Source organism: Legionella sp. 39-23, assembly GCF_001897665.1.
In the GTDB taxonomy this organism is placed as follows: Bacteria; Pseudomonadota; Gammaproteobacteria; order Legionellales; family Legionellaceae; genus Legionella; species Legionella steelei.
In genome coordinates, this window is record NZ_MKTO01000004.1 from 72,295 (window position 1) to 88,863 (window position 16,569).

Genomic DNA, 16,569 nt, shown 5'->3' on the forward strand with positions numbered 1-16,569 from the left:
TCCTTAATACACACTTCCCAAAGAATTCATGATTCCTCTATAAATCTCAGATAAAGACGAACCATTTTTGTTAAACAAAAAATGCCTTGACTCATGAATGTCTTTTTGAATTGTTGCTCCTAATCGCTTGTTAAGATCAAAATATGTTTGTTCTTCACGCCGTTCATAGACAAAAGTACAATAATAGCTAAGGTCACTTAAACATGAATCAAAAAAATCCTGATCTATTTCCTTAATAGACTGAACTCCTAAATGAGTTCGAAAAAAATCAATCAGAGATTGATGAAGACAATTACTTACTACAGAATCATATTGAACCCACTTTACCAAATATATTCCAATAAGAATTTTTCTTCTAAATTCATTGAAATCATCTAGGGTTAACAGAGGATCTTTTTTAACGAGCCTAGCATATTGGATTAACTCATATGTCTCATCCAAACTGTGAGCCAGCGTACTTATTGTAGTCGCATCATCCATGGCAGCATGGCTAGGTATAAACAGAGAAAATAAACTTAAGCATCCCACATGTTGTCCATAAGTTCTTGCTAAACACGTTGCTAGTTGTTTTGCTTTTTGCTGAAATTCGGCAAACTTTGTCATTGCGTCCCTCCTGCAAATATTGACCCGCAATAACTGCAACGCGTCATTCGTCCAAAAATTTAAACGCCTCCATTTTTTATAGCAACCTATAAAAAATATTGCAACTATTAATTTAACTAATTGAGCATAAAAAGAATTGAAAGTCCTTTTTCTGATTTTTTATGTCCAATGCGCTCGAGGATAATTCAGTGAGAAACAGGTGGAAAAGTACTTTTTTATGTATTGGATCCTGGGTGCAGCAAAGCGCAACCCAGGGAAAGCGATGGCTTTTAACTCCGGGTTCGCTGCGCTACACTCAGGTTACAATCTATCTAGAAAAACGCTCATCTATGGAGTTAATTAGTTTCTGGTGGATCCCATTAAAGCCTCGATTACTCATGACCAAAACAGCATCCCCCTCTTGCACTATATTCGATACCTCTTGAATTATTTCATCATGGTCTTTGCAAATTTTATAGGGACAAGTCCAATTTCCCAAAGTTTCGTTCAAATTAAAATCATGTGGTTCTAAAACATAAGCACCTTGAACTGGTTTCAAGGCATGTGCCATTTCATCTGCATGAACTCCCGTGCGCATGGTATACGATGCAAACTCTAATACAGCAAAAATACGTTGATGGCGGTTACTTCGTTGTAAAGCGTCAACTGTTCGCATAATGGCAGTAGGATGATGCGCAAAATCATCATAAACTGTTACGCCATGTCGATTTGATCGCACCTCCAAACGACGCTTTACTGGGGTAAAACGCTCTAAAGCCTCCGCTGCTACGTTTGGACTGACGCCAGCATTAACACTTGCAGCAAGAGCAGCTAAACCATTTTCCACATTAAAACGCCCGATCAAAGACCATCTAACCTCAGCGACCTCTTTTCCATGATGCAACACTTTAAATGCGGAGCCATTTTCTTCTATCAATTGCGCTGACCATTGGGCATCGCCATCCAAAGCCAGCTCTTCAATTCGGGAATATTGACCACGAGCAATGACCTCATTCAATGCTTTATCATCTCGAGGCTTAATCGCAACACCACTCGCCGGAATAGTTCTTAACAAATAATGAAATTGTAATTGAATCGCAGCCAAATCAGGATAAATATCTGCATGGTCAAACTCCAGATTATTTAAAATAGCAATTCTGGGTCGGTAATGCATAAATTTGGGACGTTTGTCGAAAAAAGCACTATCATATTCGTCTGCTTCAATCACAAACCATTTGCCTGATCCTAAGCATGCACTTGTTTTAAAATCAGATGACACCCCCCCAATTAAAAAACCAGGATTAAGTCCTGCTTGATGTAAAATCCAAGCTATCATTGAAGTAGTCGTCGTTTTACCGTGGGTACCAGAAACAGCGATGACTTGGTATTTGGATAGAATATTTTCAGCAAGCCATTGAGGCCCAGAAGTGTATTGTTTTCCAGCTTCTATTACTGCCTCAAGCACAGGCATACCTCTTTTTATTGCATTGCCCACAATAATTAAATCGGCTTGTAGTGCTAAGGTTGCATCATCATAACCATCAGTCCAAGCTATCCCTTTTGCTGCAAGCAAATCACTTACTGGCGGGTAACAATTAGCATCACTTCCAGTTACCTTATATCCCGCATCACGCGCCAGTAAAGCCAGGGCGCTCATAAAAGTTCCGCTTATACCTAAAATATGTAAGTGCATAATAATCCTAATCTCATTGTAATAAAGAAACAGTTAAAACATTAACCGCAATTAAACCAAATGCCGCTAATACGGATTGAATTGCTGTTATATTTAATGCGAATTTATAAATATGTGCAGTGATAACAAATTCCCAAACAGATAAGCCTAAACTTAAAAATAAATAGACAATACCAACAAATAAAAATAAAGGATTCCTTAAATGAATAAGCGATAAATAAGGTGCAAGGATCAATAAAGGAGTGACCAATATATGGATAACAATATTAATACAATATAATGAGGTAACGGTTTGTACCAGCCGAGAGGTCAATCCTTTAAAATACAAAATTAGATAAGTATAAATAACATAAGAAATGACCAAGCATATCGAAATAAATGCATTATTTATCATATCTTCGGAAGAGTTAAAATAAGAATAATTCCATTCAACCGTCATCAGTAACGCCAACAAAATGCCGCTCAAAACCATTCGAGTAACGGAATAAGGCGTATTTTCTGGGCTATCTCTTAATAAGCAAATATCCCAATAACGATCAAATATAAGATGTAACATTCAAGTCTTCGTTTTTTTTGTTAATTGTAGCAGAGTGCTTTATAACCCGGATTTTTTTATAACTTTGTAGCTTGGGTACCGTGGAATCATTCCGAGCGCAACAATGGGTGACGCTAAGCTTCCGGGGTCGGCTGCCGTTGCACCCAAGCTACAAAGCTACGGCCTCTCAGTTATGAGCTTCTTTTTTCATTAGCTTCTTTACAATATTAAGTTGCTGTACAACAGGCTCATTCCATGGCCCTGAAATTTTATAACTGTATCCAGAAATTTTTTGCATGCTTTGATTAATAATTTTGTTCGCCACCCAAGCAGCGACACCAGCCACAGGGCCTCCCGCAATCGTCGCGACGACCGGTAAACTTGCAGTTATATGTGGCGATATTTTTAAATTCAGGTCATAAGTATGTTTGACCAAATCAAGGCCTCCTTTCATGCCTGCATAAGCAACTGGGCCATCAAGATAACTGTCTTGTGTACTCATAATTCCTTTACTCACAACAAAGTTACCTTCAAAAATATCAAAACTATATCCTTGATGCGCCAAATCACTAAAATCTAACTGTAAGCGTCGTGGAATAGTCTGTAAGCTTAGGATGCTTAATAACTTACCAAGATCTAATTTTTCTTCAGTTTCCTTGCTTAAATGCGTAATTCTTCCATTTTTAAGTTGTAAATACATATTACCTTTCAGCGAGGCAAGAGAAAATTGATATATACCTTTTTTCCAACCGCCATGAAACTCCATATATCCTTTTTTGGCATGAACAGCAGGCATTACATTCCAACGCTCTAAAGTTTTAGCTAAATTAGTGATGTTCAGTTTTACATCAAGATTGGTCTGATTTATATTCTCTTTTTGAGTCCATTCTCCCTGGGCATTGATCTGATATACTGGAGAATTAATCTGACAATACTCCATTTTCCATTTTTCAGCAGTCGATTGACTTTTCAAAGTTAAATCACCAACTTGTATTTTACCCACAGATAAATTGTCAATGCGTAAATTAAGGTTTGGTATTTGATCCGGATGCAGTTGTGTCGTCTCAGCAAGTTCATCACTTGCGGTATCAATCTTGTCCAAATGCAAATAACGCACATGCCCACTTAATTCATTCGCAAGAGGACGATAGGTTAAGTCAGCTGCAATATTTTTTTGTTGTAAATTAAAAGACCAGTCTTTATTAGGCAATATTTTTGCTTTAACAACCATTTGATTAAACTGTTGCCTCAAAAAATCGAGCTTATCTATGGTTACATTGATAATTCGCAGATTTGACAGCATAGAGGTATTGGTTTTCGCTGCAGGAAATTGATCAAATATGTCTTTCCATTCTTGTAGATCAAATCCTTGTAACCTGCCAACAACAGACAATCCTGGTAAATTCTGATTTACAGCATTTTCGCTACCTAAACGTAATTGGCCTGAATTAAAGGCATAACCTTCCTTCGCGTTTTTAAATAACAAATCAGCACTTAAACGATTATCATAACGACCACGCAAGCGAATTAATTTTTTTGATTTGAGTTCAAGATTTAACTCCAGTGGTGCCTTTGTATCTGATTTTTTACCTAAAGGTGCAGGCAAGTTGACATCTAAGCCCTCCAAAGTACTATTAAAGCTAATGCTGTCCGCTTCAGAAGGTTTATCGCTTAACTTTAATAAAGCATTTGCATTAAAAGAACCTTCCACTAAATCAAACAAAGGTAATTTAAATTGATTCTTCAAGGAATCAACAGAACATTTTCCATTAATAGCAATCGTAGTAGCAGGCTTGGGTAATTTAACCGATTGAATCTTGATGTTCATTGGGTGTCCCAAGATATCAGCAAAAAGGTAACTGTCTGTTACTCCTGCTTCATCAAACATCAACGTACCTGATAAATTTCGTGCAGCAAATTGAGCTAACTCATAATTCACCAGCAGGGTGTTTTTTTTAAATGTCACATTACCTTTCGCAAGTACATCATCATTTTCCGGATATAAAGGGACTTGTACGCTTAATTTGACTAACGCTGTACCTTTCACCGAAAGCATTTTCAAGAGTGATAGCTTTTTCCTTAAAGGAGAAGCCATAACATAATTCATCATTTTTTGTACTGATGCATCAATTGTTCCATTTACCAATAAATTCTCTTTGTTATTCCCTATGCTATCTATACGTAAATGCATATCTTTTGCAGGTACACCATGAAAATTAGCATGGACTATATCAATATTGAGGTTACGATTTTTTAAATGTATGTATCCATCGATCTCTTTTACGACCTGCCATTTGGAGTTAATCGCAATCTCTCCCCCGCTTGCATAACTCTCTATAGAGAATTCGCCTGTATTATTATCAAAAGGGAAATCTTTGGCTAAACCATTGAGTGTTATTTTTCCACTGGCCTCAGCAATACGTTTCACATCATTTTTTAGCCAGAAATATAATTTGGGTTTCATGTATTTTTTAGGCAAAAACACAGTCCATTGCTGCCAGTTTTTACCAGCAAACTCTAGGCCAAGACGAATATGGCCTACAGAGTGGCGAGTCACTTGATCTACAGCACCTTGTAAACTTAATGTGAGCTCTGGCTGATTTATTACAAATCGCTCCATACTAATGCGTAAACCATCACTCAACTCTTTCCACTCAAGAGCACCATTGAGTAATGTCAATGTTTGCTCTGGATAACCTTTTACTTTAATTGATGTATTTTCAGAGTCAAACTCCAAACGCCCCTGGTCTGGTTGCCAATTAATTACACCAGAAAGATTTTTTACTTGGGGTATATTGTCTTTAGCATTCCATCCTAACTGCTCAAATCGTGTTAAAACATAATTTATTGAATAATCATTAATGGAAAACTTCTCGCCTTTTTGTACTAGATCCATAGAGTTTTGTGCCGTGGCTGAAGAAGTTGTAGATTGTGTCTGTGAGTGCTCGTTTGCAACGGTACCGAAAAATGGAATTGGAGGAATGACTGAAACAGTGTTATTCAATGTAACAAGAATCTGGGTATCCTTTAAGGCTCCCTGTGGTTTCATGTCCAATAAGCCCTGGATACTTTCTGGCCAGTTAATGGCGTTAGACAACAATGATTCAATAATGATTGATTTTACAAATAATAGATAACTTTGTTGCTCCTTATTGTATTTCAGCAATAATTGATTCTCAGGCCATGTTACACCACCGATACGTAATTTGATTGGATCAATATGGAGCTGCCAACCTAAATTATCGGGTTTCCAAGAAAGGTTAGCAAAGAATGATTGAATCAATTGGCTCTGTTGATTATTCAGCAACCGCCAAGCAAGTCGCTTAAATGATACCTGTGCTTGCACTGAAGAAACTGCACCATGATGCATATCGAGCCATAAATCAATATTACCCTTGCCACCTTCTAAATGCTCCGTTGTCTTTGGGAATAGACTTTGCCACTGAGCAGGTACTATATTTTTAGCTGAGAAATAAAATTTTCCTTCAATGTCCTCAAAGTGTTCCGGATCAAAATATCCATCGCCTAAAAGTCGAAAATCAGTGCTATTTGTTTGTTCAAGCCGTGCTTCGCCCTTAAACTTATAATGCCCGCTTCTATTTGCCACAGATATATTTAACACATTAACAGGAATCAATCCTCCATCACTAAAATGGAAATATGCGGTAACATGTTTAATGATCAAATGTTCTTGTTGTGATAGCCAAATCAAAATTTGCTTGGTCTTCTCTGGGGTCATATCGCTGGTATTTAATGAGTCAGTTGCAACACCATCGATAGCCCAGTGATTATCTATTTCTCTCAAATTCAGATGCATATCGTCGATATAGAGAACCCCGGGTTGTATCTGCCAACTCCATAGGGATTTAAATAAATTAATGCCAACTAACAATTTATTGATACGAAAGTTATGTTTTGAATCGTCTCCCAAAGTGACTTGATTCAATTTAAGCATCGGTTGAAACCAATGCCATCCAGTTTCCATGGTTTGAATGGTTACCGGTTGTCCTATTAAAATTGACAGATGATGCTCGACTTCTCCCTTATATTCTTTTGCCCAGGGAGTCAGAGAACGAAAAATGCTGGATAATACAGCCATAAAAATAATCAAGACCGCTAAAAGCATCCAAATTCTTTTTAGTACTTTGTTCACGCTTAGTGTTCGATTACTCATTGGTGTGTTTACTATACCATTGCTTTTGCGCATACTCATCATTTTCTTTTTGCTCAATGCGCTGTAATTTGACTTGTTCGCTCTTATTAACTCGCTCGATCAAAAGGCTGACTCCTTCTTCAGAAATTTTCGCTTGCTTATAATTAAGTTCGGCCTTAGCCTTTACCTTTCCTAAATAAGCCAAATGCCCATTCAATTGTATTAAAGCTGTATCCAAATGGCTAATAAAATCGATGCGGTTGCGTAGTCGGGCAACTATCGTTCCTTGTTCACCAATTTTCTCAACTTGCTTTAGGTAATCCTGACGATAAATCACTAATTGCTCATGTTTTATTTTATTTTGCTTGAATTGCTCTTGCGCTTTTAAGAGTTCTTGATATGCAGCTTGAGTCGCATCCTTTTTAATCTGCAGAAGCTGCTTTAAACGTTCTAATCGTTGGCTCATCCATTAGCTCCAAAAGATGATGCTAAATGGGTTAACATATCTACACTGTCCTTATAATCAAACCGCTCATTAATACCTTGTTCCATATATTCGCGAATTTTATCTCTCGCTTGAATCGCCTTATCAAGATTTGGATCACTTCCTTTGGCATAAGCACCAAGCAATATGAAGTCTTTATTTTTTTCATAAAGCGATAAATTCTTTTTGAATAATAACATATCATCCATTTGTTGCTTAGATACTATAGTTTGCATTACACGACTGATAGACGCTTCCAAATCAATAGCAGGGTATTGTCCTTCTTCAGCAATAGAGCGACTTAATACGATATGTCCATCCAAAATAGCCCGCGCAGAATCAGCGATGGGATCTTGCAAATCATCCCCCTCAGTTAAAACAGTATAAAATGCAGTAATCGAACCACTTCCTAGTTCGCCATTACCGGCACGTTCAACGAGTTTGGGTAGTTCAGCAAAAACTGAGGGCGGATAACCTTTAGTTGCTGGTGCTTCACCTATAGAAAGAGCAATCTCTCTTTGTGCCTGCGCAAAACGAGTTAAAGAGTCCATAAGGAGTAAGACATGTTTGCCTTGATCACGGAAATATTCAGCAATACTTGTAGCAACTTTAGCGCCATGTAATCGCATTAGTGGACTTTCATCTGCAGGAGCGGCGACGACAACCGCACGTTTTAAGCCCTCTGTACCTAAATTTAATTCAATGAACTCTTTGACCTCCCTACCCCGCTCACCAATCAATCCAACAACCACAACATCTGCTTTGGTAAACCGGGTCATCATGCCTAACAAAACAGATTTCCCCACTCCTGAACCTGCAAATAGTCCTATTCGCTGACCACGTCCAACAGTAAGTAGTCCATTAATTGCACGTATTCCTACATCTAAAGGAGTATCAATAACCGCTCTTTTTAAAGGATTAATAGCCGGGCTAATTAAAGGGTACGCTTCATTTAGCTCAAGACGGGCTCCTTCATCTATAAGCGTTCCTGAACCATTTACAATTCGTCCCAATAATTGGCTTCCTACCTCAACTTGTGCAACACGTCCTGTTGGCGTAATAATCATCCCTGGCGCAAGTCCCTGGATCGCACCTATAGACATCAAATACGCCCGTTCATGGCCAAACCCAACTACCTCAGCTTCAATAGTATGTGAGGCATCAATGGTAATAAAACAACGTGCTCCAACAGGTTGATTGAACCCCTTGGCCTCCAGAGTGAGACCTACAGCACGACTTATGCGACCACAATGCAATAATCCTAGTTGCTCTTTTTCACGAATTTCAGGAAGTATTTTAATCAAATGAGGTTCATAAATTTTCATCGATCAATCCTGATCTTTCATAGGTGTAATCAGATTATCTTGAGTTATATGTTTCGCGAATAAGGTCGTTAAACGGGTGTATATTCGACCATCTAATTCACTATACTCACCTTTTAGATAAAAATCACCTCGACTTAATGAAGGATCTGCTACCAAAATTTCCTGTAAGCCGTCTATCCCCTTTTCATTAAACTCACTTTGAACCCAGTTCACATCTTCTGGATGCATGGCAAGCACTTTGTACGCTTTTAAGGAGGGTAGTTCTGATTTGATGGAGTCGAATAAATTTTTTAACTTGTCCGGATGAACAGATAGCTCAACACCGATACAATGTTGGCTTAACCAAATTATAGTTTGAATTATTTCTTGGGTTACTTGTTCATCAAGAAGTTTTACAGGATTTTTTAATATATCAAACCAACGTACAAACTGTTGTCTTTTTTCAGTAATTTCAGCCTGGGCTCGTTGCATCCCTTCTGCATAACCTTTGTCTATCGCTTCATTTTTTAACCGCTCGCATTCAGCAAGAAAGCGCTCTTCCTCATTAATTTCTACTTGTGCTTCTTTATCAATAATCGATTCGTATTCCCAAACACTAAACCCCTGATTATTCCCTTTTTTCTTCAAGTAGGGCTCAAATTCATTCGACATATACTTATCATCCTGAAATCATATTCCATCATAAAAAAGTAGCCTTTTGACCATCATCCCGGCTACAACAACAAATCTCCTATCATAGCACAGTGCTACAACCTAGAGAGCCCTCGCTTCGTTCAAGATGGCGAGGTATTCACACCAGACTACAGCCTATATCATCTCATCGCCACCTTTAGAACCCAGTGCAATTTTGCCATCTTCAGCAAGATTTTTGGCTACGGCGAGAATATCACGTTGTGCACGCTCCACATCAACAACCTTGACCGGTCCTTGTAATTCAATATCCTCACGCAATAAGTCAGCAGCTCGCTTAGACATATTGGAAAATATTTTTTCTTTAGTTGGCTCAGTAGTACCTTTTAATGCCAATTTTAATTGTTCGGGTGTCACATCACGTAATAATGTTTGCATGCTTCGATCATCCATATCTACCAAATTCTCAAAAACAAACATTTTGTCGCGGATTTTTTCGCTTAGATCTTGATCCCAATCTTTAATTTTATTCAGTACCTCTTCTTCCATAGCGCCATCAAAATAGTTAATCACATCTGCAACACTCTTAATTCCTCCTACGGAGGCGCTTTTACTTATCTTCTGTCCACTGAGTTGTTTTTCGATGACTTGCCCAAGCTCTGAAATGGCCTCTGGTTTAACGGTATCGATATTACACATACGCAATAACACTTCCGATCGTTTTTCCATACTAAAATAACGTACTACTTCAGCAGCTTGCTCACTATCCAAATGAATTAATATGGTTGCAATAATTTGCGGGTGTTCGTTACGAATAACATCGGCGATTAAGCGACCATCCAACCATTTTAAGCGATTAAGCCCACTGTCTTTATCAGATACTAAGATCCGGTCAATAAATGGAGTTGCTTTTTCCAATCCTAATGCTTCAATGAGTACAGTACGCAAATAATGCTCTGTATCTACTGTTAAACTTGTCTGCTCTCCAATCGCGTTCGTAAACTCGATCAAAACATTTTCCATTTTCGCCTTAGTTACATTACTGAGTGTCGTCATTGCAACACCAACCTTCTGTACCTGTCTCGGCTCTAGATGTCTTAATACTTCAGCTGCATTTTTTTCACCCATACTTAATAGCAAAATGGCTGCGCGCTCTATTCCATCCATAACTACCCCCGATCAACCCAATTTTTAACAACCTGTGCTACCCTTTTGGGTTCCTTATCAACAACCTGGCGTAATAAATTTAATTGTGACTCATAATCATTTGCATCTTTGATTGAGATTGTCCCATCATAGGTTAAATTACCGAGAGGTTGCTCCTCAGTCGGAACATTACCAACATTTCGATTACTTGCCAACGTCTTAAGCATAGGTCTTAGCACACCAAAAATTAATGCCAAAACAAATAAGGCACCTGCTGCTTGCTTGACTATGGACCAGAAAATATCTTTCTGCCAAAAACGCTCCTCAGGAATAGCTGCTATAGGTTCAGGCTTAACAAAATCAGTATTGATGACGTTCAAACTATCGCCTCGCTGCGCATTTAATCCAATGGCATCAGCAACTAACAATTGGATTTGCTTTATTTCCTTTGGAGTCAACGGGGTTTTAGTCATTTTTTTAGTTTTTTCATCCATCACCGCTCGATTGTCTACCAAAACAGCGACACTAAGTCGTTTAATTGTTCCCGGTTGATTTTTAGTGTGGCTTACTGTTTTATCCAACTCGAAATTTTTAGTACTCTGTGTACGTGAATCAGTGGCTTGATTTGTATCGGATGTAGTTTGCGTTTGTGCTTGTGGCGGTGCATTTTTAGGAGGAGTATTCTTGGGAGCAAGCGCAGGATTATTTTGTGGAATATTGGATAAAGTGCCAGGGACTCCAACTGCTTCATTTGAAGCGCTGCGCTTTTCTTCCATAGATTGTTCACTACGCAAAGAAGGTTGCTCCGGATTAAACAGTTCTTGTGTTTGCTCGTAACTTGTAAAATCAACATCAGCAGAAACTTTTGCTCTAACACGACCATAACCAAGTATTGGCGTTAAGATATCTTGAATCTTTTGCGCATACTGACGTTCTAAATTTTGCCTGTAATCTAAAAAGCGTTCGGTATCTGAAAAAAGAGTTTGCCCGCCACCTTCATTTAATAACTGCCCATCTTGATCAACTACAGTAACACGACTTGCTGATAGGTTTGGAATACTGGATGCAACCAAATTCACAATAGCAGCAATCGTATGCTTTTTAAGTTCTAAACCGGAGTAAACATCAAGAAAAACCGATGCACTCGGCTCATGTGCATCACGAACAAATGCTGACTCACGCGGAATTGCAAGATGCACTCGGGCTGATTTAATATCATTGAATTTACTTATAGTGCGTGCCAACTCCGCTTCCAATGCCTGTTTATAACGTGCATTTTCCATAAATTGACTGCTATTAAATGCGTTGGAGTTGGAAAAAAGTTCATCTGAACCCGCTGGTTCACGAGGTAATCCTTCCATTGCCAATTTGAGGCGTACATGTTGCAGATTCTCTGCAGCCACCATAACCATGCTGTTATTACTGTCAATCTTAAAATCAATACCATTACGTTCGAGTGCAGATACCACTTCGGCTGCGTCACGTGCATTCATTTGTGTGTATAAAGGTACATAATTTGGATCGCGAGACCATAAAACTACTGCTAAACCAATTGCTATGCTTGCTGCTATCCCTATTAACAAGCCTACTTGTCGGGCAATAGATAGATTTGCAAACTTTGCTGCTACTGTTGATGCACTATCAGCCAACGCCATATCAAGCTCCTAATTATACTGGCATATTCATTATATCTTGATATGCTTGTACCACTTTGTTACGAACTCGAACAGTAGCCTCAAGCCCCAAGTTGGACTTTTGGGTTGCTATCATCACTTCCCCTAAACTAATATTAGGATCGCCCATTTCAAAACGGGTTTTTAAAGCGTCGGCGGTTTGGTTTAAATCATTAACTTGGTTTAATGCTTGTTGGAATACTGTACCAAAGGGAGATTGATTCGTCTCTGTTTCTATAACTCCACCCTCGGCCTTAGCAGACATTGTCTTTATCTGGTTTAGCAGGTTTACTGTATTAATATCACTCATATCCCTATTTACCTCTTAATTGTTTGCTTATTGTCCCTTCTATCTACCCAGGCATACACAATCTTTTATACTGTATACCCTTCTTCGCGCATTTTTGCTAGCTTATAACGTAATGTTCGTTCACTCACACCTAATAAAGCAGCTACTTTTTGTCTATTCCCTTCATTCTCCAATAAAGTTTTTTCAATCAATTCAAATTCATGAATTTGCAAATTTTTACTGTGAGCAGCTGGAGTTGTTTCAGGAATCAATGTTGCAGTTAATGACAATTGCAAGTGCTCTGCTTCTATAATGCCTTGCGTTTGTAACACTAATGCTCGTTGAATCACATTATCTAACTCTCTCGCATTTCCTGGCCAAGGATAAGCCAGCATCAGTTTCTGAGCAGCAGGACAAATCACTGGGACCACGGGCTGTTTATGTTGGCAATGTTTACGTATCAAATAATTCGCTAAAGGAATAATATCATTCTTTCGCTCACGTAAGGGGTGCCATTGTAAGGGAAAAACATTCAAACGATAAAACAAATCCTCCCTAAAACGTCCTGCCTTTACTTCATCTTTAAGTTGTCTATTGGTGGTGGCTAATATGCGTACATCTAAGCTAATTGTTTTATTAGCACCAATTCGCTCCACTTCTTTCTCTTGCAAAACACGAAGCAGTTTAGCCTGTAAACTTAAGGGCATTTCACTAACTTCATCCAGAAGCAAAGTCCCACCTTGTGCTTGCTCAAACTTTCCAGGAGTTGATTTATAAGCCCCAGTAAAAGAGCCCTTTTCATAGCCAAATAAAGTAGCCTCCAGCATTTGCTCAGGGATTGCTGCACAATTAATTGCAATGAAAGGCTGCTTTTTACGCGACGAATGATCGTGAATAAAGTGAGCTAAAACCTCTTTACCGGTCCCACTTTCACCACTAATCATCACACCAACATCCGATTGTGCAACTTTTAATGCCATAGTCAGTAAAGCCTGACTTTTAGGATCTTTGGCAATGGGTTCTCCAGTGTCTTCATCAAACTCTACTTTAATGTATTGATTGATTTTTTCAGTTAATACCTGAGCACTGAATGGCTTTTGTAAATAATCTACTGCGCCATGATGAAGCGCATTCACTGCATCTTGTACGGATCCATAAGCCGTCATCAAAATCACAGGCAATCCAAGTCTTCTTTTTTGGATCTCTGCGAGTAACTGATTGCCATCAAGTTCATCCATGCGAATATCCGTTAAAACAACAGATGGGTTATGAATTTCAAGAAGGGCTAGAGCTTCCTTGCCATCTTTAGCGGTAATATATGTATGGCCAGCAATAGTCATTGTTTCAGCCAGCGCTTCCCTTAATACTGGATCATCTTCAACGATTAAAACATGACTCATAAAAAAGTCCTTTTTCTAAGTGTTATAAAAAGGATATCATCCCGAGCGTAACAAAGTGCTTCATGAATTTAAATAGAAGTACTCTGTCATGCTCAGGATGACGACTCAACATATTACGGCAAAAACAAATTAACTTGTGTACCTACTCCTTCTGTAGATTCGAGGCTCACACGACCGCCGTGCGCTTTTACTACTGCATAAACGACTGCCAAACCCAAACCATTACCTTGAGCCTTTGTAGTATAAAAAGGTGAAAACGCTTGGCTCTTCACCTCTTCTGTCATTCCCTTACCATTGTCCTCTACTAATATTTGTATACCCGAATCATCCATAGATGCAAGTGTTAAATTAATTTCTGTTGCATCAGATTGCAATGAATTGATCACCAAGTTTAAAACAGCACCAATTAATGACTCTGAATGAATTAATGACTCACCAGTAAACAACTGATTGTTCACATTGAAAGTTACATTACGAGCCAAAACATAAGGCTGCGCACGTTGTACAAGTAAAGAACACCAATAACTCATATCCATACTCGTCGGCTCTATTGTTGTGCCTCGTGCAAACAGTAATAAGTCCTGAATTTGCTGCTCAATGCTGGTATGACACTCTTGCAATCGATGAATCCAACTTTGAGTGCGTACATCTAGATCAGGGAGATTATTCAAATGTTCTGTATACAACATTGCCGAAGCCAGGGGTGTCCTAATTTGATGTGCAAGCTGTGCAGTCATGGTACCAATTGAGACTAAACGCTTTTCATTTTCTTTAGCTTTTTCATAATCTCTTGTAGCAGTTATATCCGTTAAACTGACTAATATTCCAGGTAAACTGTCCAAAGTTGCTATAGCTACATGGGCGCGGCGACCATCTGCAAGAGATACTTCATGACCGTCATCTGCGCGAGGAACAAAAGCGCGTAAAATTACATCTAACCATAAGGAATCGAGTAATCCATATCCTAGCATTGCTTCAGCTGGTGGATTTAGCCATACGATACGCCCTTGGGAATTAATAATAACCAAAGCCGTTGGTAAGCTAGATAAAATATCCCACTCAGAAAGAGGTATATGTGGTCTTACAGCACATGTTTGGTAATTAGAATAATGCATACTGGATGAAATTATTATAATTAATAAGAAGACTGTAACAAATTTAAGATAAAATGAAAATATATTTAAAATCATGTAATTAATTATATTAAACTTTGCTCCCTCTTTTTATTGACATTAAATAATAACCATGTTACTCCTATTGATATTAAATTAATCAATAAATGTGATTTTATGACACTAATGCGTCTTAACATGACTATGCACATGCCCAACCTGAACACTGTTTTTCAGGTTGGGCATGCGCTGTCGAATATGGCGCTATAACCTCGCATTCCCAATACCAGTGTTCAGGATATACTCTAAAAAAAAGCGCCCTTGTTACACATTAGAGGGCTTATCTATGAGCATATGCATTTTAAAAGGGGTAAACAACGAGTCTATTGATGAAATCGATTATCCGATCATCAAACAATGCTATCAGGACTTAATTGTTGCATTGGTTATAAAAGGCTTTCCGTTGGAACACATCAAAATTTATTTTGATGATGAGAAACGACAAATTCATTTTGATTACCATCCAGATGAGCTGGATGTTTTAATCACGTATACAAATTTTGATAACAAGCTGCAACTCCATCTAACACAACAGCCTTTTAGTTCAAGCTGGGAAGGCAATCACTATGTGCTTTGGCATCATAAATCAGCAGAAGAATATGTCTCTGAAATTAAATCTTTATGTCAATTATCCGTTGACTTATCACAGCAAAAAAATTATCCCCATAATTGTTGGAGCTTCTCCCAAGCATCACATTCTTATTTATCAGTACCGCAAAGAAAGGAAGCCTTAAAAAAATCATTCAATGAGTTAAAAAATAAAAACGCAACTTCCTTGGGAATTTATCTTTGTGAAATTCATCATCATAAATTTCCCAAAAAATTCCTCGCAGAAAATTTAGAATATTTTAAACAATTAGGTGTAAAAACTTTGTTTTTTGAGTTTCTCCTTTATGATCGTCATCAAAAATTACTTGATGAGTATTTTAATAGCCCCCATGAAGAACTTCCTACTGAATTAGCGGCTTATTTACATTGTAAAGACTTGGCTAGTGATTGTGGCTTTTCCGGTTATACTGCTATTGTAAAGGCAGCCAAAAAAGCAGGTATACGCGTAGTTGCTCTAGACTCTTATCCTGCAATTTTATCTTATATTAAAAGCTTTCAGAGTAAATACTTAGATGGAGATGACCAATTCAGAATTCGTAGCTTCAATGGTTTTGCAGCAAAAATTATTGAAAAAGAAAGTCACGGAGAACCTTATCTGGCTTTCTTAGGTTTTGATCACGGATACATTAGTGGGAGTTCGCGTTATAAAAATATAAAAAGCGTTGCACAATTGTTGCCAAATACTTGCTCTGTCTTCCTAACAGATAACCCAATAACCTATAGAAATTCATACGCACCTTTTTTTAGTCATGACAAACCATTGATGTTTAACTACAGTCGATATCATGAAGCAGGAGCAAATATCGTTGAGTCAAATTGGAATGTGGTGGATTGTAAATTATAAAACGAGATCTGAGCTAACCTGGTTGCTTGCAGCC

General features: G+C 38.2%; 13 protein-coding genes. 1 reads left to right on the forward strand and 12 read right to left on the reverse strand.

All coding sequences use genetic code 11. The features are described 5' to 3' along the window. Positions 1–3: 3 nt before the first annotated feature. From BGO44_RS01495 to BGO44_RS01550, 12 genes are all read right to left on the reverse strand, one after another. Positions 4–603: a hypothetical protein gene (locus BGO44_RS01495; RefSeq protein ID WP_058512433.1), complete on the reverse strand. Its 600-nt coding sequence runs from the start codon at positions 601–603 to the stop codon at positions 4–6. Positions 604–910: 307 nt separating this feature from the next. After that, positions 911–2,275, reverse strand: coding sequence for a UDP-N-acetylmuramate:L-alanyl-gamma-D-glutamyl-meso-diaminopimelate ligase (mpl, locus tag BGO44_RS01500; protein ID WP_058512432.1), 1,365 nt, complete (start codon positions 2,273–2,275; stop codon positions 911–913). Positions 2,276–2,288: 13 nt separating this feature from the next. Next, positions 2,289–2,831: a hypothetical protein gene (locus tag BGO44_RS01505; protein WP_273199498.1), complete on the reverse strand. Its 543-nt coding sequence runs from the start codon at positions 2,829–2,831 to the stop codon at positions 2,289–2,291. Between the two features lie 166 nt (positions 2,832–2,997). After that, positions 2,998–7,017, reverse strand: a complete 4,020-nt coding sequence (locus BGO44_RS01510; RefSeq protein WP_273199500.1) for a YhdP family protein — start codon at positions 7,015–7,017, stop codon at positions 2,998–3,000. Next, positions 6,977–7,429, reverse strand: a complete 453-nt coding sequence (fliJ, locus tag BGO44_RS01515) for a flagellar export protein FliJ (RefSeq protein ID WP_058512429.1) — start codon at positions 7,427–7,429, stop codon at positions 6,977–6,979. Before fliJ ends, BGO44_RS01510 begins: the two co-directional genes overlap by 41 nt. After that, positions 7,426–8,772 (reverse strand): flagellar protein export ATPase FliI, encoded by a 1,347-nt coding sequence (fliI, locus tag BGO44_RS01520; protein ID WP_058512428.1) that lies wholly within the window; start codon positions 8,770–8,772, stop codon positions 7,426–7,428. The genes fliJ and fliI overlap by 4 nt, the downstream gene beginning before the upstream one ends. Positions 8,773–8,775: 3 nt before the next feature. Continuing rightward, entirely contained in the window at positions 8,776–9,423 is a 648-nt protein-coding gene (locus BGO44_RS01525) for a flagellar assembly protein FliH (RefSeq protein ID WP_058512427.1), read from the reverse strand. A gap of 156 nt (positions 9,424–9,579) precedes the next feature. Further along, on the reverse strand, positions 9,580–10,569 hold the full coding sequence (fliG, locus tag BGO44_RS01530; RefSeq protein ID WP_058512426.1) for a flagellar motor switch protein FliG: 990 nt from the start codon (positions 10,567–10,569) through the stop codon (positions 9,580–9,582). A 2-nt stretch (positions 10,570–10,571) separates the two neighbouring features. Then, positions 10,572–12,203 (reverse strand): flagellar basal-body MS-ring/collar protein FliF, encoded by a 1,632-nt coding sequence (fliF, locus tag BGO44_RS01535; RefSeq protein ID WP_058512425.1) that lies wholly within the window; start codon positions 12,201–12,203, stop codon positions 10,572–10,574. Positions 12,204–12,216: 13 nt separating this feature from the next. Beyond that, positions 12,217–12,531 (reverse strand): flagellar hook-basal body complex protein FliE, encoded by a 315-nt coding sequence (fliE, locus tag BGO44_RS01540; protein ID WP_058512424.1) that lies wholly within the window; start codon positions 12,529–12,531, stop codon positions 12,217–12,219. A 65-nt stretch (positions 12,532–12,596) separates the two neighbouring features. Continuing rightward, positions 12,597–13,910 (reverse strand): sigma-54-dependent transcriptional regulator, encoded by a 1,314-nt coding sequence (locus BGO44_RS01545; RefSeq protein WP_058512423.1) that lies wholly within the window; start codon positions 13,908–13,910, stop codon positions 12,597–12,599. Positions 13,911–14,023: 113 nt separating this feature from the next. Then, entirely contained in the window at positions 14,024–15,025 is a 1,002-nt protein-coding gene (locus tag BGO44_RS01550) for a sensor histidine kinase (RefSeq protein ID WP_273199199.1), read from the reverse strand. A 343-nt stretch (positions 15,026–15,368) separates the two neighbouring features. Here BGO44_RS01550 and BGO44_RS01555 point away from each other — a divergent pair, with 343 nt between their 5' ends. Continuing rightward, positions 15,369–16,535, forward strand: coding sequence for a TraB/GumN family protein (locus BGO44_RS01555; protein ID WP_058512422.1), 1,167 nt, complete (start codon positions 15,369–15,371; stop codon positions 16,533–16,535). Positions 16,536–16,569 lie beyond the last annotated feature (34 nt).

Excerpts from the sequence above, each read along its gene's own strand:
- BGO44_RS01510 (WP_273199500.1), bottom strand. The coding sequence starts at position 7,017 with ATGCGCAAAAGCAATGGTATAGTAAACACACCAATGAGTAATCGAACA.
- BGO44_RS01545 (WP_058512423.1), bottom strand. The coding sequence starts at position 13,910 with ATGAGTCATGTTTTAATCGTTGAAGATGATCCAGTATTAAGGGAAGCG.
- fliJ (WP_058512429.1), bottom strand. The coding sequence starts at position 7,429 with ATGAGCCAACGATTAGAACGTTTAAAGCAGCTTCTGCAGATTAAAAAG.
- BGO44_RS01495 (WP_058512433.1), bottom strand. The coding sequence starts at position 603 with ATGACAAAGTTTGCCGAATTTCAGCAAAAAGCAAAACAACTAGCAACG.
- BGO44_RS01550 (WP_273199199.1), bottom strand. The coding sequence starts at position 15,025 with ATGCATTATTCTAATTACCAAACATGTGCTGTAAGACCACATATACCT.
- fliG (WP_058512426.1), bottom strand. The coding sequence starts at position 10,569 with ATGGATGGAATAGAGCGCGCAGCCATTTTGCTATTAAGTATGGGTGAA.
- mpl (WP_058512432.1), bottom strand. The coding sequence starts at position 2,275 with ATGCACTTACATATTTTAGGTATAAGCGGAACTTTTATGAGCGCCCTG.
- fliI (WP_058512428.1), bottom strand. The coding sequence starts at position 8,772 with ATGAAAATTTATGAACCTCATTTGATTAAAATACTTCCTGAAATTCGT.
- fliE (WP_058512424.1), bottom strand. The coding sequence starts at position 12,531 with ATGAGTGATATTAATACAGTAAACCTGCTAAACCAGATAAAGACAATG.
- BGO44_RS01525 (WP_058512427.1), bottom strand. The coding sequence starts at position 9,423 with ATGTCGAATGAATTTGAGCCCTACTTGAAGAAAAAAGGGAATAATCAG.
- BGO44_RS01505 (WP_273199498.1), bottom strand. The coding sequence starts at position 2,831 with ATGTTACATCTTATATTTGATCGTTATTGGGATATTTGCTTATTAAGA.
- fliF (WP_058512425.1), bottom strand. The coding sequence starts at position 12,203 with ATGGCGTTGGCTGATAGTGCATCAACAGTAGCAGCAAAGTTTGCAAAT.
- BGO44_RS01555 (WP_058512422.1), top strand. The coding sequence starts at position 15,369 with ATGAGCATATGCATTTTAAAAGGGGTAAACAACGAGTCTATTGATGAA.